The organism is Pseudoalteromonas haloplanktis ATCC 14393 (assembly GCF_000238355.1).
Taxonomy (GTDB): Bacteria; Pseudomonadota; Gammaproteobacteria; order Enterobacterales; family Alteromonadaceae; genus Pseudoalteromonas; species Pseudoalteromonas haloplanktis.
Genome location: NZ_AHCA01000001.1, coordinates 814,726 through 840,269, shown reverse-complemented (window position 1 = coordinate 840,269; position 25,544 = coordinate 814,726). Strand labels below are relative to the sequence as shown.

General features: G+C 41.4%; 19 protein-coding genes. 11 read left to right on the top strand and 8 right to left on the bottom strand.

Going from position 1 to position 25,544, the window contains the following annotated elements; genetic code table 11:
* The first annotated feature begins 31 nt into the window (after positions 1 to 31).
* Positions 32 to 2,677, top strand: a complete 2,646-nt coding sequence (ppc, locus tag PHAL_RS0103430; RefSeq protein WP_016707018.1) for a phosphoenolpyruvate carboxylase — start codon at positions 32 to 34, stop codon at positions 2,675 to 2,677.
* Between the two features lie 5 nt (positions 2,678 to 2,682).
* Here the strand turns inward: ppc and PHAL_RS0103425 are convergent, their stop codons facing one another.
* On the bottom strand, positions 2,683 to 4,740 hold the full coding sequence (locus tag PHAL_RS0103425; protein ID WP_016707017.1) for a tetratricopeptide repeat-containing sensor histidine kinase: 2,058 nt from the start codon (positions 4,738 to 4,740) through the stop codon (positions 2,683 to 2,685).
* A gap of 223 nt (positions 4,741 to 4,963) precedes the next feature.
* Between PHAL_RS0103425 and PHAL_RS0103420 the strand changes: the two genes are divergently transcribed.
* A complete protein-coding gene (locus PHAL_RS0103420; protein ID WP_029216005.1) occupies positions 4,964 to 5,341 on the top strand; it encodes a hypothetical protein in 378 nt (125 codons plus the stop codon).
* Between the two features lie 48 nt (positions 5,342 to 5,389).
* Positions 5,390 to 6,316: a cytidine deaminase gene (cdd, locus tag PHAL_RS0103415; RefSeq protein WP_016707015.1), complete on the top strand. Its 927-nt coding sequence runs from the start codon at positions 5,390 to 5,392 to the stop codon at positions 6,314 to 6,316.
* Here cdd and udp read toward each other — a convergent pair.
* Positions 6,297 to 7,052, bottom strand: a complete 756-nt coding sequence (udp, locus tag PHAL_RS0103410) for a uridine phosphorylase (RefSeq protein WP_016707014.1) — start codon at positions 7,050 to 7,052, stop codon at positions 6,297 to 6,299. The two genes, cdd and udp, sit on opposite strands and share 20 nt — an antisense overlap.
* 503 nt (positions 7,053 to 7,555) lie before the next feature.
* On the opposite strand from udp, the gene PHAL_RS0103405 reads away from it, so the two are divergent.
* From PHAL_RS0103405 to PHAL_RS0103370, 8 genes are all read left to right on the top strand, one after another.
* Entirely contained in the window at positions 7,556 to 8,671 is a 1,116-nt protein-coding gene (locus PHAL_RS0103405; protein ID WP_016707013.1) for an arginase family protein, read from the top strand.
* A gap of 112 nt (positions 8,672 to 8,783) precedes the next feature.
* Positions 8,784 to 9,476, top strand: coding sequence for a substrate-binding periplasmic protein (locus PHAL_RS0103400; RefSeq protein ID WP_029216004.1), 693 nt, complete (start codon positions 8,784 to 8,786; stop codon positions 9,474 to 9,476).
* 132 nt (positions 9,477 to 9,608) lie between these two features.
* Positions 9,609 to 10,916, top strand: a complete 1,308-nt coding sequence (locus PHAL_RS0103395) for a hemolysin family protein (protein WP_016707011.1) — start codon at positions 9,609 to 9,611, stop codon at positions 10,914 to 10,916.
* A gap of 95 nt (positions 10,917 to 11,011) precedes the next feature.
* Positions 11,012 to 12,640 carry a cyanophycinase gene (locus PHAL_RS0103390; RefSeq protein ID WP_016707010.1) on the top strand — a complete coding sequence of 543 codons (1,629 nt, stop codon included), beginning with the start codon at positions 11,012 to 11,014 and terminating at the stop codon, positions 12,638 to 12,640.
* A gap of 387 nt (positions 12,641 to 13,027) precedes the next feature.
* On the top strand, positions 13,028 to 14,182 hold the full coding sequence (locus PHAL_RS0103385; protein WP_016707009.1) for an efflux RND transporter periplasmic adaptor subunit: 1,155 nt from the start codon (positions 13,028 to 13,030) through the stop codon (positions 14,180 to 14,182).
* A gap of 12 nt (positions 14,183 to 14,194) precedes the next feature.
* Complete coding sequence (locus tag PHAL_RS0103380) at positions 14,195 to 17,335, top strand: efflux RND transporter permease subunit (RefSeq protein WP_016707008.1); 3,141 nt, start codon at positions 14,195 to 14,197, stop codon at positions 17,333 to 17,335.
* Positions 17,325 to 18,722 (top strand): efflux transporter outer membrane subunit, encoded by a 1,398-nt coding sequence (locus tag PHAL_RS0103375; RefSeq protein WP_016707007.1) that lies wholly within the window; start codon positions 17,325 to 17,327, stop codon positions 18,720 to 18,722. The genes PHAL_RS0103380 and PHAL_RS0103375 overlap by 11 nt, the downstream gene beginning before the upstream one ends.
* A gap of 133 nt (positions 18,723 to 18,855) precedes the next feature.
* Positions 18,856 to 19,491: a TetR/AcrR family transcriptional regulator gene (locus PHAL_RS0103370; RefSeq protein WP_016707006.1), complete on the top strand. Its 636-nt coding sequence runs from the start codon at positions 18,856 to 18,858 to the stop codon at positions 19,489 to 19,491.
* On the opposite strand, the gene PHAL_RS0103365 is transcribed toward PHAL_RS0103370, so the two are convergent.
* The 6 genes from PHAL_RS0103365 to PHAL_RS0103340 all read right to left on the bottom strand — a co-directional run bounded on the left by PHAL_RS0103365 (position 19,474) and on the right by PHAL_RS0103340 (position 25,211).
* The gene (locus PHAL_RS0103365) at positions 19,474 to 20,586 is read right to left on the bottom strand and encodes a HupE/UreJ family protein (RefSeq protein WP_016707005.1); all 1,113 of its coding nucleotides are present in this window, start codon (positions 20,584 to 20,586) and stop codon (positions 19,474 to 19,476) included. The two genes, PHAL_RS0103370 and PHAL_RS0103365, sit on opposite strands and share 18 nt — an antisense overlap.
* On the bottom strand, positions 20,583 to 21,590 hold the full coding sequence (locus PHAL_RS0103360) for a hypothetical protein (RefSeq protein WP_016707004.1): 1,008 nt from the start codon (positions 21,588 to 21,590) through the stop codon (positions 20,583 to 20,585). The genes PHAL_RS0103365 and PHAL_RS0103360 overlap by 4 nt, the downstream gene beginning before the upstream one ends.
* A 52-nt stretch (positions 21,591 to 21,642) precedes the next feature.
* The gene (locus PHAL_RS0103355; RefSeq protein WP_016707003.1) at positions 21,643 to 22,155 is read right to left on the bottom strand and encodes an Ig-like domain-containing protein; all 513 of its coding nucleotides are present in this window, start codon (positions 22,153 to 22,155) and stop codon (positions 21,643 to 21,645) included.
* Between the two features lie 11 nt (positions 22,156 to 22,166).
* Positions 22,167 to 23,759, bottom strand: a complete 1,593-nt coding sequence (locus PHAL_RS0103350; protein WP_016707002.1) for a DUF4331 domain-containing protein — start codon at positions 23,757 to 23,759, stop codon at positions 22,167 to 22,169.
* A 214-nt stretch (positions 23,760 to 23,973) separates the two neighbouring features.
* On the bottom strand, positions 23,974 to 24,675 hold the full coding sequence (locus PHAL_RS0103345) for an anti-sigma factor (protein WP_016707001.1): 702 nt from the start codon (positions 24,673 to 24,675) through the stop codon (positions 23,974 to 23,976).
* Positions 24,672 to 25,211: a sigma-70 family RNA polymerase sigma factor gene (locus tag PHAL_RS0103340; protein ID WP_016707000.1), complete on the bottom strand. Its 540-nt coding sequence runs from the start codon at positions 25,209 to 25,211 to the stop codon at positions 24,672 to 24,674. The genes PHAL_RS0103345 and PHAL_RS0103340 overlap by 4 nt, the downstream gene beginning before the upstream one ends.
* Positions 25,212 to 25,544 lie beyond the last annotated feature (333 nt).

Below are 25,544 nucleotides of genomic sequence, written 5' to 3'. Positions count from 1 at the left end.
TGGTATAAATATCAACAACGGAGTATCAGGAATGAGTGAACAATATGCCGCCTTGCGTGGGAACGTTAATTTATTGGGTCAATTACTTGGCCAAACAATTAAAGACGCCCAAGGACAAGCGATTTTAGATAAAGTAGAAGAAATTCGTGCTTTAGCAAAATCATCACGCACAGGAAACGAGCAAGACCGCCAAGCCTTAATTGATGTTCTGCATGCTTTAACCGATGAAGAGTTACTACCGGTAGCTCGTGCTTTTAATCATTTTTTAAATTTAGCTAACGTTGCAGAGCAATTTCACACTATCTCACGTTTTAATGATGTTGGTTTTTGCCAATTAAGCCCGCTTACGCAAACCTTAAAAGTATTGGCTAGCCAAGCACAATCAGGGAAAGTGAATCCAAATCAAATAGCAGACACGCTCGCAAAACTGCATATCAATTTAGTGCTTACTGCGCATCCAACAGAAGTAACCCGCCGTACAATTATAAATAAACACGTTGAATTAAGTGACTGTTTAGCGGCGCTTGAGCGTACCGATAATTTACCGTATGAGCGGGAAAATATTTTAAATCGTATTGCTCAGTTGATAAGCCAAGCCTGGCATACTGATGATATTCGCCGCTCACGCCCAACCCCAATAGACGAAGCAAAATGGGGTTTTGCAGTAATTGAAAATAGTTTATGGCACGCTGTGCCGCGTTTTTTACGTGATTTTAGTAAAGAAGTTAAACAGCATCTGGATTTAGAGTTACCTAATGATTATAGCCCAATAGAGTTTACTTCTTGGATGGGCGGCGATCGCGATGGTAACCCATTTGTCACTGCCCAAGTTACTCAGCAAGTACTTGATCATGGGCGTTGGATGGCACTTGATTTGTACAGCCGTGATATCGAGACCCTCAGTACTGAACTTTCAATGTCACAAGCCAGTGATGAACTTATTGAATTAGCAGGGCAAGATTTTGAACCGTATCGTGCTGTACTAAAAACACTCAAAGCACAAGTGAGCGAGACTGTTGCTCACCTTGGCGCTAAGATCATGAATAAGCGCACAGATGCACAAGATGTCGTGACTGATATTGACCAGTTAAAGCAGCCGCTTGAAACTTGTTATCGCTCATTGCTACAAACCAACATGGGCGTGGTTGCTAATGGTTTACTGCTTGACGTATTACGCCGTATCAATAGTTTTGGGATCCGTTTAGCGAAATTAGATGTACGCCAAGATTCATCACGTCACAGCGATGTGTTTTCAGAATTAACCCGTTATTTAGGGTTAGGTGATTACGACCAATGGCAAGAAGAAGATAAGCAAGCATTCTTACTGGCAGAGCTTAACTCGCGACGTCCACTTATTCCTAAACATTGGCAACCAAGTGCAGATGTCAAAGAAGTGCTCGACACGTTTGATGTGATCGCTAAGCAAGATGCCTCAACATTTGGTTTGTACATCATTTCTATGGCGCGCACAGCCTCTGATGTATTAGCTGTACAACTGTTACTAAAAGAAAGTGGCTGTAGCTTTAAACTCCCTGTAGCGCCATTGTTTGAAACTTTAGATGACTTAAACGCTGGTAGCGATGTGATCACGCAGTTATTAGATAATAACTGGTATCGTGGTCAAGCTGAGGGCGTGCAAAACGTGATGATCGGCTATTCTGATTCAGCCAAAGACGCAGGCATGATGGCAGCTGGTTGGGCCCAATATGAAGCGATGGATAAGCTAGTACATTTAGCAGAAGAACGCGGTATCGAGCTGGTATTATTCCATGGTCGTGGTGGTACGGTTGGCCGCGGCGGTGCACCTGCTGCCCAAGCCCTACGTTCACAACCACCGGGTTCACTCAAAGGCGGCTTACGTGTTACTGAGCAAGGTGAAATGATCCGCTTTAAGTTTGGTTTACCAAATGTTGCGCTTGAGAGCTTAAATATTTACGCCGGTGCCGTGCTTGAAAGTAACTTATTACCACCGCCAGAGCCGAAAGAAGAATGGCGTGATGTGATGGCGCTGATCAGCGAAAAATCATGCGAGCATTATCGCAATGTCGTGCGTTTTGACGAAGATTTTGTTCCTTACTTTAGAATGGCTACACCGGAGCAAGAGCTGGGTAAGTTACCTTTAGGTTCGCGCCCAGCTAAGCGTAATCCGCATGGTGGTGTTGAGAGCTTACGTGCAATTCCGTGGATTTTTGCATGGAGTCAAAACCGCCTTATGCTACCTGCATGGTTAGGTGCGTTAACAGGCTTACAAGCTGCACTTGAAAAGTACGGTGTGGAGACTCTAAATGAAATGAGTCAACAATGGCCGTTTTTCCGCGCTCGTTTAGAAATGCTCGAAATGGTATTTAGTAAGGCGGATAGCTGGTTAAGCGCGCATTATGATGATGCTCTTGTTGAGGAGCAATATAAGCCGCTGGGTGACAAACTACGCCAAGAGCTTAAGCAGGCGATTGCACTCGTGCAATCATTAAGCCCGCAGCAAAGCTTACTGGCTGATCAACCTTGGATCAAAGAGTCAATTGGCTTACGTAACCCGTATACTGATCCGCTAAATGTACTGCAAGTAGAGCTGCTTAAACGTTCTCGTGAAGCGCAAGAAGGTGCCTCGGGTGATATTGATAATGCACTGATGATCACTATGACAGGCATCGCTGCAGGTATGCGTAATACCGGTTAGTGCCTTTATTTTATGGCTTCATTGTGCTCTTTTGCAGCTTTGGGGCCATCAATTGGTAATGTGATCACAAACCGTGCGCCGTTCTCACAAGGCTCGGCGCATATATTACCAAATAAATTAGATTTTACCGCATTAAACACCACGTTCAGTCCTAACCCTAAATGATTTCCGCCTGGGTTGGTGGAATAAAACGGCGTAAAAATATCTTTTAAGATAGCGTTATCTATCCCACTGCCATTATCTTGGAAAACAATGATCACTTGGTCATCACGCTGTTGAATATCAATGCTGATTAATGCATTGTCAGTATTATTAAAGCCATGTTCATAAGCATTAATGGCTAAGGTTTTAAATATGTCACCCAGGATCGATGGGTACGTAGTAATGCTTAACTCTGCACCACTAAACTCACATTTAATTTCTTTAGAAAGATAACTTTGTAATGTGCTCATTCGTTCAGTGAGAAAGCTGCTCAGCTCAATCTTGCTCATCGGTTTATCTAACGCAATGGAGACATTTAACGCTTTAAATTCTTCAATCATGGTGGCTAACCGATTAATATTGCTGATCACTAAATCTTTAGCTGTATTACTTTGTTGAATAAAAACATTAAAGTCACTAGGAGAGAGTGTTTTATTGTGAAACTTTTGTTCAAGTAGTTGTAAGTTGTCTTGAATAAACGAACTGGCCGTAACAATAGTGCCAATGGGTGTATTTAACTGATGAGCCATACCGGAAACCAGTGCTGTGAGCGAAGCCATTTTTTCAACCTCGATTAAGTGAGATTGTGTGTTGGTGAGCACCTCTAAGGTATTTGCCAGTTCTTTCTTTTGATTATGAACACTGCGAATGGCGTACATGGCACCAAGCAGTAGTACCACTAATGAAATTGTGATGGTTAAAGATAGCTCTTTGAATGCTTTTGCTTCTGTTGCTTTAATTTGTTGCTCTTTGGTTAGATTAGCTATTTTTAACTCTTTACCTGCTATATCCACTTCAGCGATTGCTTTGGCTAAATTTACATTAGATTGGCGCAGTAACAGCGCTTGTTTACTTTGGTTATATTGTTTGTAGGCGATTAAAGCAGTTTCAAAGTCCCCGGTCGACTCTGAGAGTGAGGCTGAAAATTCGCTTACAGTGGCGGTTAAACTTAAATTTTTGAGTTGCTTAGCTTGCTGTTGTATTTCTTGAGTTAACAGCTTTGCTTTCTCTGTTTCGCCCATTTGATGGTAAGTTTTAGCAAGCGATAGCTTAGCGTTGATCAGCTCAACAGGCGTGCCACTATTGGTAAATAATAAAATAGCTTGTTGTATATAATTTACCGAGCTTGGATAGTTTTCAGTTTCTCGTTCAATTTGACCTAATAATTGATAGCTCCACGATAAATGGTAATCAAATTGATTAGCCCGTTGTAATGTTATTGCACGATCAAGTAGCTCTTTTGCTGCTTGGTACTGTTGTTTTGCCACCATCACTTTCGCTAAATTGGTCATTGCAATCGAGAAATCTAACGGCTTATTGAGTGTTTTAGTGTATTCATAGTATTGAGTAAAAACATGTTCAGCTTCATCAAGCTTATGTAATGCAAGGTATACTTCGCCAATGTTATTTTCAGTTTGATGCACTAATTCTTTTTTTCGTAAATTGGCTTGTTCAAGGGCCTGCAAAAAGTAATTAAGTGCTTGTTCGTACAGAGCAAGTTTAGAGTAAATTCCACCGCTAATATTATAATATCCATAGATTAAAGTGGGATCATTTGAACGTAAGGTCATGGCTTTATAAGTGACCAAAGTACGCATTGCTTCTTCAAGTTGATCAGTTTCTAGTTGGAACCAAGCTTTGTAATTGAGTACTTTAATTTGTTGTTCAAGAGTGAGCTCTTTGGTATCTAGAATAGTGTTAGTGAAATCTATTGCAGTGACCGGGTTCTCAGCATAAGCAGTGCGAATATTTTGCCTGAGTTCTTCATATTCAGAGTCAGTAAGAGGCGCTGCAAAAAGTATTGCGCTAAAAATTAGTAAATATACACATGCGACGATACGAAAAAAGAACGACAGTATCATAATGAGGGGCTTACCTTGTATACAGCATTTACTTAGTATAGCGAAGAATTGTTATTTTTCACCGCGCCATTAGTATCATTTCAGCAACAAAACTAATCCTTTGGGTTGGTTTTGCGCTCTGGTCAGACCTGATTTATTGTTAGATATTGACTGTTTTTATATTTTATCTAGAATGTCGGCTGTTTTGCCATTGGGGCAAGTGTGTTAATTACCGAGTAGTAAAATGTCGAATGTGTCTACTTGCATCACCTATGATGCATCCACGTCGTTGATCATGATGACGCTCAGAGGGACAGCAAGTGCACAGGATGTGATAAATTTTTATCAAATAGCGCAGCAGTATGTGTCTATGTATGGCAGCAATAAATTATTGGTTGATGTGTCCGAGTTGACCCATAAATTTCCCGCAAGTGATTTGATAACGATAATGCCAGCAATTTCAAATTGGTTAGCTCGTTGTTTTGTTGCGCGAGTAGTAAGCTTTGATGGCTTTATGCACGATTTGTTTTTGCAAAAGGCAAAACGTTTCGATATTAAAGCCGAAAACTTTGATTGTTTTAATAGCGCTAAAAATTGGTTAGTAAATCAACCTAGCATTTAAGCGTTGAACATTTTAGACTAGTTAGCCATTAAATTATGAAACTAGTCTATGCCTACAACATCTCTTCAAACAGCCACTGCTTTTAGCTTTAGTGCTGGGCAACAACAACAGTTGTATCTAACAATAAAACGCCATGCGGGTATTTTACCCAGCACTGATGTGGCAGCTCTGTGTCAACAGTATAACCAGCCGGTGGATGTAATTTTACGTGCTTGTCTTCCTATTGCGGCACAGTTTGCCGTTGCACCTATTTCGCAATTTTTTGTAGGTGCAATAGTGTGCGGTCTTGATGCACAAGGTGAGCAACATTTTTATTTTGGCGCGAATGTTGAATTTACCCAGCAGGCATTAAGCCTTGTGGTACACGCGGAGCAATCTGCTATTAATAATGCGTGGCTCAATGGGGCGAAAAAAATTGTAAAAATTGCCATCAGCGATGCACCATGCGGCTATTGCCGCCAATTTATGAATGAATTGGCAGATGCACAGAGCTTTGATATTTTACTGCCAAAACAGCAGTTTAAATTAACCGAATTATTACCTTATGCATTTGGCCCACAGGATTTAGGTAATGCATATAGCCTCTTTAATCCTGCACCTCAATTGCATGGGTTTGCTGTAACGACTGAGTTTGATGAGCAGTTACTCAGTTGCGCGTTGGCAGCGTACGTTCCTTACTCGGGAAATTATAGCGCGGTTAAAATTAGCACGTTCGAAAATGGTGATTTTTATGGCTGTTATGCTGAGAATGCAGCGTATAGCCCAAGTTTATCGCCACTACAAAGTGCAGTAAGCCAACTACATTTAGCTGGTTTGACAATGAGTAAAGAGGTTGTCAAAGGGATTGAGTTATTGCAAACGCAAGGCAAGGAAAATCAGTTAACTGCCAGTCAAGCAGTACTGGCAAGTTATAATGACTTACCAGCACTGCAAAGCATCAGTTTACCATTGAAGATTAGACCAACAGTAATTTAGCAGCTTCGAGTACCACGGCGACGGACTTCTTCTCAATCTCGCCGTGATCTACATTTGGGATCTCTTGACGCGTACGATTGACTAATACCCCTGCGACACAAGCGGCTTTTAAACCAAGGGCAGCACACATAGTGAATAGTGTTGCTGATTCCATCTCATAGTTCATGACTCCCAGTTTTTGCCATTCTTCACAGCTACCTTGAAACGCTTTTGGTACATAACCTGAGTAGGTATCGTAACGTTCTTGCCCTGGGTAGAAAGTATCGCTTGATGCAGTAATACCAATATGAAAATCAATCCCTAAATTACCACAAGCTGTAACCATTGCTTGAGTGCTAAAAAAGTCGGATACAGCTGGAAAGCTAAGTGGTGCAAAGTGCTGGCTTGCGCCATCTAAACGCACAGAAGCTTGGCTAATTAAGATATCACCTTCATTTATATGTGGTTGAATAGCGCCTGTTGTGCCAATACGTAAGAACGTATCAACACCTAACTGTGCCAGCTCTTCCACAGCAATAGATGTTGAAGGGCCACCTATACCGGTTGAGCAAATCACCACAGAGTGACCATTGAGTTGCCCTAAATAAACGTGAAACTCACGGGTTTTAGCAAGACATGTGGGGTTTTCAAGAAACGTAGAAATACGGGCTGCACGATCTGGATCGCCTGGCACAATTGCCAATGTCGCGCCTTGTAAGTCGTTACGTGTGAGCCCTAAGTGAAATACCTTTTCCATAGCGAAGCCTTATTATTACTTTTGCTTTTAACGTGATAGCCACGTTAATTTTTAAAGAGTCGTTGTCAATTTAGCATAATTACCAGAATGCTAAATGCTGTACAGGACGGATGTCCGTTTTTATAAAATAGGGGGTGCTCTGTCTGATAACCAACTGCTTAGCTACCCGTTTAATCTTAAAAAATAAATAGACTTTAAGGTTTATTCATTGCATTTGAATAATCAAGCAGTCAGCACAGCGATGCAATAGCCAAGCCGGTTGACTTGTCTGTATAGACACTATATCTATCTTACTGAGTATATAATTTGAATTTATACGCTGTTTGAAAATAAAAGTTAAGCTTATGTTTTATATTAAGTAAATTGTTTTTTAGAAGGTGAGGCTGGTTTGGCTATTTGCACTTTTTTTGGGCCAACAACGCTAAATGAAGCTTTTATTAAATTTATTTTTTAGCAGTTTTCTTTTTGCATAATTACGCAAAAGAGCAAAGTGAGGAATCGTTATGAGCACACAATGGCAAACATTTAAAAGCAAAGTTGAGCACTGTTTATGCCCACCTGGTGATGGTGTTTTTACGGTGAATACCGCAAAAGAACGTAAAGCTGCACTGCGCATGAAACTCTATGGACAAGAAGATAATGTAGATACTTTGTGGCGTGACTCGTTAGACACTTTATCAAACAGCCCATACAAAGCTGTTACGCTTGGGATCAGCTCTGATTGTGGTGGTGGAATACTACGTGGCGCTAACTGGGGGCCGTTATTTTTACGTTCCACCTTAATTGATCAACAGCCACAGGCTAAATCATTTGATTTAGGCGATGTGCGGGTTATTCCCCATTTATTGCATGATAAATACTTAAATGATGCAACTATCAGCAATTGCCAAAAAGCATTGTACGACAACCCAAACAGTGAGTATTACGTAAGCCCTTTATCTATTACGGAAGATGTCTGCGACAGCTTTTACGCAACCTTTAAAGATAAAGGTATTTTTGGTATTGGAGGCGATCACTCAATTAGTTACCCACTGACAAAAGCTTATTTAAAAGCCAAGCGTGAGCAAGGTAAACGTACTGCGATTATTCATTTTGATGCACATACAGATTTACTTGTTGAGCGTTTAGGTATCGATTTATGTTTTGGCTCATGGTGTACTCATATTTTAGAGTTCTTGCCTGCACCACATCACCTTATTCAATTTGGTATTCGTTCAAGTGGTAAACCTAAGGAGCACTGGGAATCGACATTCGGTATTAAGCAACATTGGGCGCATGAGATCATTGAACGTGGTGCACCAGCGGTTGCGGCTGAGGTGATTGCTCAGTTAAAGGCAGATAATGTGGATGAGCTTTATGTTAGTTTTGATATCGATGCGTTGGATGAAGAGTTTGCATCGGCAACGGGTACACCTGAAGGTAACGGCTTAACACCTAATCATGCATTAGATATATTAGTGGCATTAGCTGATGAGTTTCCGATAACTGGCGCAGATATGATGGAAATCGCACCATTTACAGATAGCTCGCTTGTTGGTCAATCAAGCTCTGAAACCACGCTGAGAGAAGGTGCGAAAATTTCCGCTTTTTTAATTAATGCGATGAATCAAGTAAAATAAAAATAAGCAGCATGCAATGACATGCTGCTTTTTTAATTCACAAATCAGTGATTCCCCGTTATATTTAATTTACGCTCAATCAAAACTTAAAATAATAATTTGTGGGGAAATAGTGGCTAAGTGGTGTTGTTTTTTATTCATAATTATTAGTAGTCAAAGTGTCGCTAAATTAAATATAGTGACTGAGCACTTTCCACCTGCCCAATACCTTGATGAAAATAACCAACTAGTGGGGGATATTGCTGATAAAGTACGCCGAGTGTTAGATGCTTCAGCGCTTGATTATGCAATATCAGTCAATGGCTGGAGTACAGCATTTAACATGGCGCTGCGTGATCCGCAGACATGTATTTTTTCGATGACGCGTTCAATTTCCCGTGAAAATAAATTTGTTTGGATTGCAAAATTAGCCGAGTTAGACGCTTATTTATATGCCTTAAACTCCAAAAATATAGCGATTACTTCCTTGGAGCAAGCAAAGCAATATCGTATTGCGGTATTAAAAGATAATTACAGCCACCATTATTTATTATCACAAGGTTTTGAAGAAGGTAAAAACCTGATGTTAATGAGTAGCTTTGATAATATTTTCCAAATAGTTCAAAACCGTAAAAACAGCATCGATATGGTTGTTTTACCCGAGCAACGTGCGCAATACGAACAAGCAAAAGGTGATATGGCTGATAAGTTATTACCTGTTTTACGATTGGATCTGGAGCAACCAGGGCTTTACTTTGCGTGTAATAAACAATTAGACAATCCTACCAAAACGAGACTCAGCAGCGCATTTAGTACCTATCAATAAGCTTTAAATCACTTTTAGCTAATTGATATTAAAAGCTTTTTAATATTACTTAAATTTCAATTGCCGAACCTTTAAAAGGGGCTATAATCCAGCTGCTTTTGCTTATAAAAGCGCTTATTTTTGGAGTTATAAATGGGTGACTTAATCGGGATTGGTTTGTTGATCTTGATCAGTGCGTTGTTTGCGATGTCGGAAATCGCCATTGCTGCATCGCGTAAAATTAAATTAAGAGTTATGGCTGATGAAGGGAATGCAAAAGCGGCTGCTGTTTTAAAACTGCAAGAGCAACCCGGCGCTTTTTTTGCCATGATTCAAATAGCCTTAAATGCGATCGCCATTTTAGGTGGTATTGTTGGTGAACAGGCACTTTCACCTTATGTAGAAAGTGTGTTGGTGATGGTTTACCAAGGGCCGCTGTTAGCACAAATTAGTTTTTTAATTTCGTTTTTCACGATTACCTCATTATTTATTCTATTTGCTGATTTAATGCCAAAGCGTTTAGCGATGATCATGCCAGAAGCTGTGGCTGTAAGGCTGGTTACCTTAATGCGTTGGGTTACCTTTGCATTAACTCCATTAGTGGTGTTTTTTAACGGCTTAACGAACGTTATTTTAAGAATATTTAAAGTACCCGCCGAGCGTGAAGATATCGTCACCACCGAAGATATTGTTGCGATGATGGACGCTGGTGCTGAATACGGCAGTTTACAGCAGCAAGAGTATGACTTAATTGGTAACGTATTTGACTTAGAAGCGCGCTTTTTATCGAGTGTTATGTCACCTAGAGACCAAATCGTTTATTTTGATATTAATGAAGCGAGTGCGGACATTGCCAGTAAAATTATTGAGCACCCTCATAATCATTTTTTAGTGTGCAATGGTAACTTAGATAAATTAATCGGCTCGGTCGAGTCGAAAGATATCTTACGCCAAGTACTCAAGGGAGATGCAGCAAAGATCAACAGCGAGATGCTTGAGAAAGATATTTTTTATTTACCAGAAACACTCAGTTTATCTGAAGCGCTAAACGCATTTAAAGCGGCAGCTAAACCGTTTGCTGTGGTGGTTAATGAATATGCGCTAGTGGTAGGTATTGTAACAGTAAAAGATTTAATGAAAGGGTTTATGGGCGATTTGATAACTCATACCGGAGATGAACTGATCATTGAGCGAGACGAAAACTCGTGGTTAGTCGATGGCTTAACCCCTGTTGTAGATCTGGCAAAAGTTTTGGAGATCGACGAATTTCCCGATCAAATGCATTACGAAACCGTGGCTGGGTACTTAATTTACTCAATGAAGCGTATTCCAAAACGCGCTGAATACATCCAATATGCGGGTTTTAAGTTTGAAGTGGTTGATGTCGAAGGCATAAGGGTTGAGCAGTTGTTAGTGTCAAAAGTAACTTCGTTGGCGACTAGTAACAATGACGCACAGTGAGAAAAATAAGGTTGGTTATTTAAAACGTTGCTTGTTGTTGCAGATTAGATAGTTAACAATATAAGCCGTGTTTAATTATTTTTTCAAGGTATTTCATGCCGCTTTTTTCGCGTGTATTGCTTTTGTGCTTTAACAGCAGCGCTTTGTTTTTGTTTGCTTTACTAAAATCGCATGTAACGTTTGCCGATAATAAAGAACAAACGTTGATCATTATGGGCAGTGCAATTGAAACCTGCACTAGCTTAACTCCCCAGTTTTGTAATATTGATACTCCATTAGGGAATGAAAAAGGGGCAGTGTACTTATTAACTTCGCACGTAATTGATGATGTACAGAGTCACTGGCCAACGGCAGATAAAAGCCGTTTGGCGCCAACAGTGAGCAGTTTAAAGCGATTGTTAACAACACATCCATCAGCGCTTAGTAAACAAGAATTGCTCTGGGCGTGGCGCGATATAGCAAGTGAGCAGTTAAGCCAGTTATCGCAAGCTGAATTTGAGTACGTTGTTGATATGCTTGAAATTGCTAAGCCGAATGGGCAAAGTAGGGTGTTTAATATTGATATTGAACACAGCAAGCAAGCTCAAGGGTGGTTAACCGACAGCTATAAATTTATTGCGGCGAGTTTAAAAGTTAAATCGCAGCAACCCAGCTTATTAGTACTGACGACGGGTGCTCGAGACCCTTATGCTGATGCTAATTATTATGAAACGGTATTATCACAAACAGGAGTGGCAATTGAATGGCTGCCTTTAACTCCTTCGCTTGTATCAGCATTACAGGAAAAGCAATGTGATCAATTAACAACCTACCGAGCACAGGCGAATGTTTATAATCGTGAGCGTGTATATCCAACGCGTATTGCCCAAGAGCAAGCAGCCTGCTCGCAGGGTGTAGCGCACCTTACGGCGCGGATCAAAGCAAGCACGGGCATTATGTTAGTCGGGACTGAATTTGATAATGCTACAGAGCAGCGTTTAACGGCTGCTTTATTTGATTCTCGCGGGAATGCTTACCCGTGGACTGATGCAATTGCTGATGCGCCAGTATTAATAACCTCGGGCTTTAGTGGCAACTTATTGTCAGGAAAGCAGGAGCAGACAGGCAATAGTGTTACTGTTAAACCAATTTCTAGTTTAGCTGCGTTGCAAGGCCAACAAAGCGTTTTAGGACATGGGTTAGGCAGTGTCCCATTTGCTTTACTGGATACGTATTTTAGCGAGAAGAACCGCAGCGTGGGACTTGCTACTTCTTTATCAGCCAGTAAGCAAACAGATGGATTAGGGATTGATGAACAGACTAGCTTGGTGGTGATAAAATCGGCCCAAAGTAATGTATTAACTGTGTTAGGTGAGCGCGGTGTGGTGCATGTGAAATCAAAAGCGAAACAGCAATTTCAATTTGATTATTGGCCTTCAGGTGCTGTAATTGAAATAAAGAATGATGCCTTTTTATTAAGTCAGCGTAGTATTGATAATGCGTTACCTGCAATTAAAATGCCGCCTTTACCGATGCAGCGTTTTAGTAATATTTTAATGGATGCTAAGTTGCGCTCCCTTACTCAAGCGATGTGTTTAAGCCAAGACAAAACGGCTGTCGGCCAACAGGATCAGTTTTTAGTAACGCTAACGGCGAGTAAAAATACCCAATATCATCGCTTAAATTCAAGTAGCACAGGTTGTGCAATTACCCAGCTTAATGTGAATATTTCAACAATTCAGTAAGTTTCTTCATTTTATAAATGAGCTACTTGTGCAGTAGTCAGTCGCTCATTTTAAATTGATGCCCTTGTGCAATTCATGCTTATCTAAACAGCGTCAATAATGCCATGTCATTTGGCACATAAATAATTTTAAATTACCTTTTAGTGGTTTCTATTCTCTGTATTTAAGTGTTTTCATATACTTAATTTTACAGCACCTAAGAAGTAGCCGTTATGACACACTGCGGCTATTTAGGCTATCGAGTTGTACTGACTTAGAGCGCACAGTCAAGCATTTTTACAAGCCTTTACACCCCTTATACCTTTTAAAAATAATTCTCAATTAACGTTGGAAAATGCAATAAATTAATTTAGAATGATCGTTCATTCTAAATTAAGGGTAGTTAACATGCAGCGTTCACGCGTCGTTCTTTTTACTGTTACCGCTTTGGCAAGTGTAGTTGCTTTATCCGGTTGCGATCAAAGTCCTCAAGTCAGTCAGCAAGCTAAACAAGCAATTCCGGTTGGGGTGATCACTTTAAAGAGTCAACCATTAACCTTGACTAAAGAGTTACCGGGCAGAGTTACCGCTTCGCAAGTGGCTGAAATTCGTCCGCAAGTAAACGGGATTATCCAATCGCGTTTATTTACTCAAGGGGCTGAAGTTAAAAAAGGACAGGCGTTATATCAAATAGACCCGTCGACGTTTGAAGCGCAGGTTGCAACGAGTAAAGCGGCGATCACCAAAGCGCAAGCGAGTATCGCTAACGCTAAAGCAAAATCAGAGCGTTATGATGAGCTGTTAAAAATAAAAGCCGTAAGCCAGCAAGACTTTGACGAAGCTGATGCAAGCTATAAAGGTGCTCAAGCTGATTTATTAACTGCACAAGCGCAACTAAAGACTGCACAAATTAACCTAGAGTACAGTAAGGTTAAGTCACCAATCAGTGGTCAAATTGGCAAATCTAATGTGACCGCGGGAGCGTTGGTCAGTGCTAACCAAGCGACGGCACTTGCTACAGTCACGCAGCTTGATCCTATTTATGTTGATTTAACCCAATCAAGCAGTGAATTAACACGTTTGAAAAAAGCCATTGCTAATGGTGAGCTCAACAAAGATCTTGCTATCCATTCAGCGGTTGAATTAAAAATGGAAGATGGCTCAGTGTATCAACACAAAGGTACCTTACAGTTTTCTGAAGTGACGGTTGACCCAAGTACAGGTTCAGTGACGTTGCGTGCTGAATTTCCAAACCCTGAAAAACTATTATTACCAGGCATGTATGTGAGAGCTGTGATTGTTGAAGGCGTCAAAGCTAACGCTATTTTAGCGCCGCAACGTGGTATTAGCCGTAATACCAAAGGTGAGCCAACTGCCATGGTAGTTAGTAAAGACAACACTGTAGAGCCTCGGGTATTAAAAACAGATCGTACTGTCGGTGCTAATTGGTTGATCACCGATGGTTTAAATGATGGTGACAAGTTAATTGTTGAAGGCTTACAAAAAATAGCGCCGGGCGCACCTGTTAATGCAGTGCCAGCCGAAACTGCTAAAACTCAATAACGGAGTATTTTAATGTCACGATTTTTTATCGACAGGCCTATTTTTGCATGGGTATTGGCCATTGTAGTTATGTTGGCGGGTATACTTGCAATCAAAGGGCTACCTATTGCTCAGTATCCTTCTATTGCGCCGCCAGCCATTAGCATTCAAGCAAATTATCCTGGGGCATCAGCGCGTACTTTAGAGGATACGGTAACACAAGTTATTGAACAAAAAATGAAAGGCTTGGATGGCCTGTTATATATGTCATCAACGTCGGAATCAAACGGCTCAGCCACGTTAACGCTGACGTTTGATGCTGATACCGATCCTGATATCGCACAAGTTCAAGTGCAAAACAAACTTGCTTTAGCAACGCCATTATTACCGCAAGAAGTGCAGCGCCAAGGTGTATCGGTGGCTAAATCTGCCCGTAACTTTTTAATGGTGGTTGGTTTTGTATCTGAAGATGGCAGCATGAATAACATCGACATTGGTGATTATGTTGCATCGAACGTGCAAGACATTGTCTCGCGGGTTAATGGGGTAGGCGAAGTACAGCTATTTGGTTCGCAATATGCGATGCGTATCTGGCTTGATCCTAATATGCTGCAAAAGTATAAACTGACACCGTCTGATGTTAGTGCTTCGATCAGCGCGCAAAATGCGCAAGTATCAGCTGGCCAATTAGGTGCGTTACCGGCTATTTCGGGTCAGCAGTTAAATGCCACAGTGACGGCACAAAGTCGTTTGCAAACCCCAGATCAATTTAGAGATATTTTTGTAAAGACCAATCCAGATGGCTCGGTTGTGCGTCTAGGCGACGTAGCTAAAGTTGAACTCGGTGGTGAAAATTACGGTGTTGTTGCCCGTTTTAATGGTAAACCCGCCTCTGGATTAGGGGTAAAACTGGCAAGTGGTGCAAATGCGCTTGATACAGCCGCTGGAGTAAAAGCTGCATTAGCTGAGTTAGAGCCATTTTTCCCGGAAGGTTTAGCCAGTGTTGTGCCTTACGATACAACGCCATTCGTATCTTTATCAATTGAAAAAGTAGTCAGTACATTAATTGAAGCCGTTGTGTTGGTATTTTTGGTTATGTATCTGTTTTTACAAAACTTTAGAGCAACGCTAATTCCGACCATTGCCGTACCTGTGGTTTTGCTAGGGACGTTTGCTGTGTTGCAAGTATTGGGCTACTCAATTAATACCTTGACCATGTTTGCCATGGTGTTAGCGATTGGCTTGCTGGTGGATGATGCCATCGTTGTGGTGGAAAACGTAGAGCGGGTAATGACTGAAGAGAAGCTGTCACCGCTTGAAGCAACACGTAAATCAATGGATGAAATCAAAGGGGCATTGGTGGGTATTGCGATGGTGTTGTCGGCAGTATTCGTACCGATGGCGTTCTTTGCGGGTTCAACTGGGGTAATTTACCGTCAGTTTTCGGTGACTTTAGTCACTGCGATGAGTTTATCTGTGTTAGTGGCACTTATTTTAACCCCAGCATTGTGTGCAACTATGTTAAAGCCAAGTCACGTTCATAATGACAAGTCATTGTTTGGTCGTTTCTTTATTGGTTTTAACCGCGGCTTTGATAAAACTAATAGTGGTGCGCAAAGCTTTGTTGGGCGCATGATCAAACACAGCAAACGTTACCTTTTATGTTATGGCTTAATTGTAGGCGGTATGGTGTTTATCTTTTCACAATTACCTTCTGCATTTTTACCAGACGAAGACCAAGGCATTTTGTTTAACCAAGTAAGTTTACCTGCGGGTGCGACAACGGAGCAAACGCTCAAAGTTGTGGAAAAAATGGAAAAGCATTTCCTAGAAGATCAATCTGAAGCGGTACGTTCAGTGTTTAGTGTTACAGGCTTTAGTTTTGCAGGATCTGGTCAAAATGCGGCGATTGGCTTTGTTGGTTTAAAACACTGGGATGAACGTCAACGCGATGATTTATCAGTGGGTGCGGTTGCAGGTAAAGCCATGGGCTATTTCTCAACCATAAAAGAAGCGTTTGTGTTTGCCTTCCCACCACCTGCGGTTGTAGAACTGGGTACTGCTAATGGCTTTACTATGTTTTTACAAGATCGTGTAGGGCTTGGTCACGATAAGCTACTCGAAGCGCGTAATATGTTGTTGGGCATGGCTGCACAAAGCCCAGTGCTCGCTGGTGTACGTCCCAATGGTCAAGAAGATAAACCAGAGCTGGAGCTTGATATTGATTTAGCCAAAGCAGAAGCGCTGGGCCTTAAACAGGCTGATATCAATAATACTCTGTCTACAGCGTGGGGTAGTAGTTATGTCAATGACTTTATTGACCGTGGCCGTGTGAAAAAAGTTTACCTACAAGGCACACCTGAGTCACGTATGGTGCCAGAAGATTTAGATAAATGGTATGTACGCAATAGCAGTGGTGAGATGGTGCCATTTACAGCATTTGCTCAGTCATATTGGACTTATGGTTCTCCTCGTCTTGAACGTTATAATGGTTTTTCAGCAATGGAAATTCAAGGCTCAGCAGCGCCTGGTTACAGTACTGGTCAAGCGATGGATGAAATGGAGAAACTAGTTAAACAGTTGCCATCAGGTATAGCGTTTGAGTGGACGGGTATTTCATACGAAGAACGTTTAAGTGGTGGCCAAGCTCCAATGCTGTATGCGTTATCATTACTGGTGGTGTTTTTATGTTTGGCGGCGCTTTACGAGAGTTGGTCAGTGCCAGCTGCAGTAATGATGATTGTACCTTTAGGGGTGTTTGGTGCTGCAATGGCGGCCTTTGTTGCTAATTTATCGAATGACATCTACTTACAAGTCGGTTTATTAACGACCATCGGGCTTGCATCTAAAAATGCTATTTTGATTGTTGAATTTGCTATTCATAAAATGGATGAAGGAATGGGCCTAGTTGAGGCTGCAATTGCGGCAGTACGGTTACGTCTTCGTCCTATCATGATGACATCGATGGCGTTTATTTGCGGCGTATTGCCACTGGCTATTGCTTCAAGTGCAGGTTCTGGTGCGCAAAATGCGCTGGGTATCTCTGTTATTGGTGGCACACTTGCGTCATCAATTATTGTGGTGGTGTTTGTACCATTGTTCTTTGTATTAGTCAGACGAGTTTTTCCTGGCAAACACAAGGCTGTAGCGCAGGAGCAAGCAAATGAAGTTTAAAGCATTGAGCCTAGCAAGCATGAGTGTGTTGGTACTAAGCGCGTGTCAGATGGCCCCAGAGCTTGAAGACATTCCATTACCAGTACCTGATAATTACGCAGTGGAAGCTGGGCAAGGTAATGTTGCTGATTTAAAATGGCAGCAGTTTTTCAATAATGAAAAACTACAAGCTCTAATTGAACAGACCTTAATCCATAATAAAGATATCAAACTCGCTGCACTTAATGTGCAGCAAGTAAGAGCTTTGTACCAAATTGAAGACTCAGCTTTATACCCTTCGATTGATTTTTCAGCTTCGGGGACGCGTCAGCGCCTGCCTGCGGATTTATCATCAACGGGGAGTGCAAATATAAGCGAAAGTTATTCAGCTACAGTGGGGATGACTGCTTACGAGTTAGATTTGTGGGGTAAGGTTCGTAATCAATCAGATCAAGCTTTACAGACTTTATATGCCTCAGAGCAAACACAAACCAGTGTAAGAATTAGTTTAATTTCTGAGCTGGTGAATGCATGGCTCAATTATGCGGCGGACAAAGAATTGTTAGCCCTTGCCTATGAGACGCTTACAAGTCAGCAAGAGTCATTGGATCTAATGGAAAAAACTTATGCACTTGGTGCGGCGTCTAAACTCAGCCTTGCCCAAGTGCAAAGTACGGTTGCTACTGCCAAAGTGGATATTGCTAATTATCAGCGTTTATTAAAACGCGATAAAAACGCATTGGATTTATTGGTTGGCCAAGTTGTAGAGCCTGATTTACTGCCTGTTGAGAGTTTAGATGAAGTTTTAAACTTTCCCGCAGTGCCGGTTGGTATGCCATCTGAATTATTGGAGCAACGCCCAGACATTAAAGCGGCTGAGTATCGTTTACTAGCAGCAAATGCCAATATAGGTGTAGCAAAAGCCGCGTTTTTTCCTAGTATAAGCCTGACAGCAAATGCCGGTACTGCATCGGCCGAGCTAGATAACTTGTTTTCATCTGGCTCTGGGACTTGGAGTTTTGTGCCATCCATTAATTTGCCTATTTTTAATATGGGTCGAAATCAAGCTAATTTAGATGTGGCGCAAACGCAGCAACAAATTGCTTTAACGACCTATGAGCAGACCATTCAACAGGCTTTTAAAGAAGTTTCAGATTCGTTGGCTGACAGAGAAGGGTATATGCAACAGTTGGCAGCGCTTGAAGAGCTTTATAATAGCAATCAAGTAACGTTTACTCTGTCGCAAGCTCGATTTGAAAAAGGGGCGGACAGTTATCTACAAGTACTCGATGCCCAAAGAAACTGGGTGAGTGCAGGGCAGCAGTTGATCACTGGGAAAAAAGCATTTATTGCCAGTCAAATAAGCTTGTACAAGGCTGTAGGTGGTGGCTGGCAGCGTTCTGAATAACGCTTGTATTGGCTTATTTTAAAGCTAGTTTGCATGGTTTTAGTTGTATAGCAACAGACCAGTAGTTAAGATCATGTAAACTAGTTTAAATTTATCAGGTTAAAAAAGAAAAGCAGCGCTTTTCGAGGACACCATGAATACCAAAACCAAAAGAAAAACAGATCCCGCTTTGGCACATGCTCGTAGGGAGCAAGTTTTAGCAGCTGCCGCAGATTGCTTTAAGCGTAAGGGCTATCATGGCGCAGGCATGGCTGAAATATCAAGAACAGCGGGCATGAGCACGGGTCATATTTATAATTACTTTGCTAGTAAAGAAGCGATTATTGAGTCTATTATCGAACGAGATATGGAGGAAATGTTTTCTATATTTCAAGAGTTTGAGGATCAACCAGGTGATCTCGTCACCATTTTATTGGATGGACTTGATAATGGTGTAGAGCGCCATACTGATATAAATCAAGGTGCACTTGATTTAGAAATGCTAGCTGAAGCAGCCCGTAATGAAAAAGTAGCTCTATTACTTAGAGAGTCAGACAAGCTGGCGCGAGAGAAAATGCGCAGCTTGCTGATTGGTGAAAGGAGCCCGTTAAAATTAGCCTCAATGGCTGAGATAGACAGCCGTATAGAAGTGATGTTTGCTGTAATGAGCGGGCTGTTATTACGCAAAACACTTAACCCTTCGATTAATAAAGCGGGGTTACTCGTTGCATTACGTCCAGCGATGAAAACATTACTTACGCCCTTTGAGTCACTAGAGCCGCTCAATTGACCATTGCATGGCGATAAGTGCAATCGCGAATGAACCTGCAGGCATTAACCATTTTTGATACCAAGAGTGGTTTCTTGCCCAAATAAGTAGTGGCAGTGCGACAATTAAAATAGCCAATTGGCCTACCTCGACACCTAAATTAAAGGCTAACACGCTAAGTAATTGATAGTCATTAGATAAACCAAACTCCCCCAATACACTGGCAAACCCCATTCCATGTAGCAAGCCAAAACCAAAGGTGATCCAGCCTAATCGCAGTATGAGCGGCCAAATATTATTAAGTGCTGCAAATAATACAGAAACAGCAATACCTAACTCTACCCAGCGGCTACTAGGTGAGAGTAAATCCATGGCTGTTGCAGTTAGCGTAATTGAGTGTGCTAACGTAAATGCAGTCACAATCCAGGCTGTGTGCTTAAAAATAGCGATTTTCGAATCAATACCTTGCCATGTGTTGTTTTTGCGAACCAATACACAGGTTAGTAATAGTGCGATTAAAAATAAAATATGATCAGGGCCCATCCAAATATGCAATATGCCTTGATAAACATATTGGGTAAATGTTTCGGTATAACTGCTGCCAGTTAAGTCAAAGGTTTGCGTAGAATATCCCGCACTTAACACCCGAGTTTGGTTTTCTATAGTGGTTATTGCTTTATGGTTTGCATCAAGGTTAAAAAATGCCTTGTAACTAAGGGTGAAAGTACTGTCAGCGGCGCAATTAAAGTTCAGTGGGATCACTACAAACGGTTGATTAAAATGAGAATCAAGCTTTAAAGATGCGCTGCTAAAGATTGTGCATGGCTGCTCATCTAGAGTTGTGGCATTTAATGAGGCTGCGCTAAACGTATCGATAGCCGTTCGCTTTGCGGTTATTTCTTGCCATGTGATATAGCCATCTGCATTTAAGTCAAAAGCAATTTCTTGTTCTAAATCGGCCAGCTCTACTTGCCAACTCCCCGTGAAGTGACGCTTTTCATCGTTTGATTCAACTAAGTCTAAATTTAAGTAACTGGTACTGAGTTGGTGACTATACCCAACATTACTGAGCATAAAAAAAACACTATAGAGAAGTATGATAAATAGCTGTTTCATAGCGATGCTCCCTGTGCACGTTTAAGTAATTGTTGGTCAGACTCAAGTTTAGCGTGCTGCCAATTAACTTTTGCCCAGTACAAGGCTTTGTCTGGCTGTTTATTAAGATCTAAATAATAGCGAGCAAGATCACTGGCATGATACTCATCCTGACGTAACTCTCTTAACTCTACACGCTTCGCCATGATTTTTTGCCAGTTGTTTTGTGGGTTTTTTGTATTGTTTTGTTCAGCAATTGCTAGGCGCAGTAACAGTGCATCCTCTAGGTTTTGATTATCATTCGTTAGTGAAGGGATGGTATTAAGTATTTTTTGATAATGACCTAGAGCTAGCTGAATATCCGCCCAAAGCACCACCAGGCTTACCGGTGCGTTAGCTAAAGAAAGTGTATTTATATGGTTTAGTGCGGCCTTTGGGTTATTTAATCGAAGTGCCATTTCGCCTAATACATGGCGTGTAGTATCACTTTGTTTGTGCGGCACACTACTATTTTTCAAGCTTTGGTAACTTTGTGCTAATTGCCCATTTTGGCTTAATACATCAAGCGCACAGGTGTTAACTACATCGATTGTTGTCAGGCCCACAAGTTGCAAGCACTGCTCTTTAGCTGCAGAAAATTTACCTTGTACCATTAACATATTAGCGCGTAGTAGCCGTGTATTAATATGATCAGGGTGTTGCTGTAACACCTCTTGAGTAACTAATAATGCTTTTGGAAATAAGTGCTCGCGCTGTAATACACGTGCATACATGTAACCAATATCCGCTGTTGGTGATTGTATAAAGCGTTCATGCAGTTGTGCCTTTAGCAGTCCTTGGTTGGTTTCTGTTTGTCCTACTTGCTGACTGCGAAGTAGCAGTGCCATGAGTTCATTTGTACTGAGTGTAGCAATATTAGTTGAACGTGCTTTAGTAATTACAGTTTCACCGCTAGGAATATAAGGTTCAGCCCATATATGAAAAGGCACGATTAAAGTTATGTAAATAAGCACACGAGTGATCATAGTGTTCTCCTAAAATGGCCATCCGTGGCCGGCAAGTTTTTTGAAATAAAGCTTAATTATCTGTTAATAGCTCATCAAAGTTAGCTTGTTCATCCGCGTTGGTGAATATCCGCCCATTTACACTCAATGGTTTATCTGTTGCAGTTTGGTTAAATGCAGCACGGCCAAATTGCGCAAAATCCACTTCTAGTGCTTCGATGGTAATATCGACCATTGCTGTTACTTGGCTGTTTACACCATCACTTACTGCAAAGGTAAAGCTGTCTGAACCGGTAGTTTCAAGGTTAGGTGTGTAGGTATAGCTGCCATCATTGTTGACTACCACTGTGCCTAACATTGGTTCCGTCACTAAGCTAAACGTTAGGTTGTCACCTTCAGGATCAGAGCCTTCAAGCATGTCTGCAATTGCGACTTCAGTTTGTGTGGTCACCATAGCAGCGGATGCTGTAGGTGCTTTATTGACTTTAGGTGGCGTAGTGACTTTGTCACTGTCGTCATCGTTACAGGCGCTGAGCGTAAGCGCAGCAAGCAGTAACCCTAGGTGTGATAATTTAAAGTGTTGCATGAGTGTTCTCCTTATTTAGACCCAGCAAGCGGTGTTGCTAAGTAAGGGAAGCTTGCATCCATCATGGTTGCGTTAAGTGGCGCACCATCTGTAAACGGTACATTACCAACACTGGCTTGATCAGAAGTACATAGGCCTAAATCTGTGTCAGTACCGTTAACTGGGATTGGGTAACATAGACGACCCATCACCACACGAAGTGCAATATCAACCACGTCATCACCAGGGCGACGACCATTTGGGAAACCTGCTAAATCATCACCTGCTACACCAAAGGCAGATTGATCTGCCTGCGCTTTTGCTGCGATTGCAGTATTCAAACGTAACATTTCCGCACCGGTTACCGTCGCTAACTGATTTACACCCGGGAAGCCCGTTAAAAACGCAGTAACTAAATCATTACGTGGGAAATTAGTCGGTGCTAGCGTTTCGAGGTTGGCACCTAAGGTGCTGTTAACTGCATCTTTGAATAAAATGTTTAACAGCTCAGGTAAAGATGGGTGCGTGACGTAGTCAATAAATTGTCCGTCATCTTTAGGTGCAGAGGTAGAGAACGTATCTTTATCTTTCAAGCCAATAACTAACTCATTAACAAGCGGATTTCCTAAGCGAGAGACTTGAGTTAATGCACCACCATTAGCAGCATTGCTAGCAAATTTAGCATTTGGGTTTAAAATACGCGCTTGAGGCAGGCTGGCTGTAGTCCATGTACCAATCGTGCCATTACCTTCACCAGTTACACAGGTTTTAGGTACTTCGACAGCAATAGCCGTGACATTTTTATCCGCTAAGTCATCGTTTGCTACATCTTGGGTGATGCCACCAGGGAAACCTTCACCATCACCGGCGCCTGGCGCACTGTCGCCTTCAACAGGTACATAGTTTACCAAATCGAAGGTTTTGCCAAGGTTCACCACAAATGGGTCTTTGCGCTGGCCAACAAACACTTTTGCCATACCCTCACAACCAGGAATGGCAACTTGATAAACAAATTGCGCTGCGTAGCTTTTATAACCATCCATTGATGAGAATGTTTTATCGCCAATATAATCTAGCGGCTTATGAAACTCATTAGTGCTGGTCATTGTATTAGTCAGCATGGTTTTACTGCCTGTGCGCTGCTCACCGGTGATCATGGTCATAGTGTATGATTCACTAAAGTTCACCGCTGCATTGTTACCCGCAGCAACCCCACCAACATTTTTCAATGGCACTGCCACTGTACGTTGATTATCTTCAGGGCCTACAGTTAATGCCACCCCTTGGTTTTCATTTGGCAGCATACTTTTAAAGTTAAATGCGAAAGTGATATCTTCAACAGCATCACCATCATTATCAATATGAATGCTATAAGTGGCATCAGGGTCCATTGCAAAGTAGTTTGGCCCGCCATAGCCATCTTGCAGTGGAATGTAGTTGGCGATAAGCGTAACGTAGTCGCCACGGCCTTGCTCATAGCTATTAAATGCATAAAAATCGGTTGAATCTAACGTTGGAAAGCGGCTGATATTCGGTGCTTCACGGTGGCTTGACGCCTCAGTTGGGGCGCTTACTAAGGTACTGCATACTACAACTGCTAATATTGATGGAGTTAAAGCTTTCATGACTTTTTCCTTTAGTTTTAGAGAGTGGTCATAGCTATAACGGTTAGCAGATTCGATTGGATGCAAAGAAACGTAAATTAGTTTAATTAAATGTAAAACTCAATGTGCAGATTTGAGTGGTTTTAGAGTATTTTTTATTTTCTTGTTATTTAACCGCGTTATAAAAAAGCCAGCTTGCGCTGGCTAAAGTGTAGGAATGTATTCAGTTATGGCTTCACAATAATATTAGTTCAGTTGTGAAAACAACTTCAGTAGGTAGGCCATTGGGTGAGCCACCTATCGGCTCTAAACTGATAGCTAAAAGTGCAATGTCTTGAGCATTAAAGCGACTATCTTTTAATAGCGATTTAACACCACTTTTCGGCAGTAAACCAAGCGATATAGGTGTGTCTTGACCTTTTAAAATCATCCATAATTCGTAATCTTTGTCTGTTCTGGCAATCAGCTTGTCGCTGGCTTTAATGGATAAATTCTGCTCATCAATATCAATAAACCAAAGGGGCTGCTCTGATGCATCTTTAAACAAAGCTATTTGCTGAGTTTGCTGTTGTAGCGGCGCTTGCGGTTGCCAAATAATTAATGCTAATACAATACTCGCCGCAGTTGCGATTAACGACCATGCTTGCCAAATACTCGCTTTTGGTTTGATCACATTAGATTCAGGTACGACTTTTTCTATGCTTGGCTTAGCGTCAATCCGTTGAGAAATAATTTGCCAAACAGCATCACTTGGTGGCTCTGATTTTATCGAACTGGCTAAATTATTTAAGTGCTGCTCCCACATCCATGTTGCTTCTCTGACTCGATTAGAAGTGAGCATTAAGCGTTGAAAGCGTTTGCGCGCAGGCCCTTTAAGGGTGCCCAATACATACTCTGCAGCAAGCATATCGATGAGTTTTTGGTTGTCATAATTCATAACGTTAAGCACCTTTGCAACTGTTGCAAGCCACGTCTGATCCAGCTTTTAACTGTACCAAGCGGGGTCTCAATATGATCAACTAACTCGCTGTGAGTTAAGCCTTTGTAATAGGCTAAGTGGATCGCTTGTTTTTGCTGTTCATCTAGTTGCTCTATGCAATCAACGAGTTTACTGCCATCTTCATAATCAACTTCTAATGGCAGATCACTGATATCGTCGGCGCTAGCATAGTCGTCATCTAAAGCCTGCTCTTTGCGTACCTTGTGATAGCGCAATGAGTCTAAGCTTCGGTATCGAACAATGCTGATCATCCAACTGATCACAGTCCCTTTAGTCACTTGATATTCTGATGCGTTATGCCAAATCTTTACAAATGCATCTTGTAATGCTTCCTCTGCATGAGCACGATTACTGAGCATTTTTAAACTAATCGCAAAAAGTTTTGGACTAGTCGCATTATATAGTTTGGCAAATGCTTGTTTATTGCCCTGAGCGGTTGCGCTTAGCAAAGGTAACAATTCGTCGGTTTCCATAGAGTTCCTATTTTTCTTTTCATTAAGTAAACGTTTGATAACGTCAAGTGGATGCAAAAAACGAATATGATGAGGGCTTAACTTTATTTTTCATCATTTAGCCTAGCAGCTAAATACGGCTTAGCAAGTTGCTAGGATCAACTTTAAGTTGACATTAATATTGCTTACTATTTATCCATTCAGGCGTGTTGCATACTGCAATTTCAGCAAGAAACACTATTTCTTCGAGCAAACCATAAAAAAATCACCTTTTCATAGTAAATGCCTTGTTTTAGTGATGGTTAAACGGTGCATGAATGTCATACAATGGAGGAAAAATAGACCACATAAGAG

Coding starts and splice junctions, on each gene's coding strand:
- ppc (WP_016707018.1), top strand. CDS start 32: ATGAGTGAACAATATGCCGCCTTGCGTGGGAACGTTAATTTATTGGGT.
- PHAL_RS0103425 (WP_016707017.1), bottom strand. CDS start 4,740: ATGATACTGTCGTTCTTTTTTCGTATCGTCGCATGTGTATATTTACTA.
- PHAL_RS0103420 (WP_029216005.1), top strand. CDS start 4,964: ATGTCGAATGTGTCTACTTGCATCACCTATGATGCATCCACGTCGTTG.
- cdd (WP_016707015.1), top strand. CDS start 5,390: ATGCCTACAACATCTCTTCAAACAGCCACTGCTTTTAGCTTTAGTGCT.
- udp (WP_016707014.1), bottom strand. CDS start 7,052: ATGGAAAAGGTATTTCACTTAGGGCTCACACGTAACGACTTACAAGGC.
- PHAL_RS0103405 (WP_016707013.1), top strand. CDS start 7,556: ATGAGCACACAATGGCAAACATTTAAAAGCAAAGTTGAGCACTGTTTA.
- PHAL_RS0103395 (WP_016707011.1), top strand. CDS start 9,609: ATGGGTGACTTAATCGGGATTGGTTTGTTGATCTTGATCAGTGCGTTG.
- PHAL_RS0103390 (WP_016707010.1), top strand. CDS start 11,012: ATGCCGCTTTTTTCGCGTGTATTGCTTTTGTGCTTTAACAGCAGCGCT.
- PHAL_RS0103385 (WP_016707009.1), top strand. CDS start 13,028: ATGCAGCGTTCACGCGTCGTTCTTTTTACTGTTACCGCTTTGGCAAGT.
- PHAL_RS0103380 (WP_016707008.1), top strand. CDS start 14,195: ATGTCACGATTTTTTATCGACAGGCCTATTTTTGCATGGGTATTGGCC.
- PHAL_RS0103375 (WP_016707007.1), top strand. CDS start 17,325: ATGAAGTTTAAAGCATTGAGCCTAGCAAGCATGAGTGTGTTGGTACTA.
- PHAL_RS0103370 (WP_016707006.1), top strand. CDS start 18,856: ATGAATACCAAAACCAAAAGAAAAACAGATCCCGCTTTGGCACATGCT.
- PHAL_RS0103365 (WP_016707005.1), bottom strand. CDS start 20,586: ATGAAACAGCTATTTATCATACTTCTCTATAGTGTTTTTTTTATGCTC.
- PHAL_RS0103360 (WP_016707004.1), bottom strand. CDS start 21,590: ATGATCACTCGTGTGCTTATTTACATAACTTTAATCGTGCCTTTTCAT.
- PHAL_RS0103355 (WP_016707003.1), bottom strand. CDS start 22,155: ATGCAACACTTTAAATTATCACACCTAGGGTTACTGCTTGCTGCGCTT.
- PHAL_RS0103350 (WP_016707002.1), bottom strand. CDS start 23,759: ATGAAAGCTTTAACTCCATCAATATTAGCAGTTGTAGTATGCAGTACC.
- PHAL_RS0103345 (WP_016707001.1), bottom strand. CDS start 24,675: ATGAATTATGACAACCAAAAACTCATCGATATGCTTGCTGCAGAGTAT.
- PHAL_RS0103340 (WP_016707000.1), bottom strand. CDS start 25,211: ATGGAAACCGACGAATTGTTACCTTTGCTAAGCGCAACCGCTCAGGGC.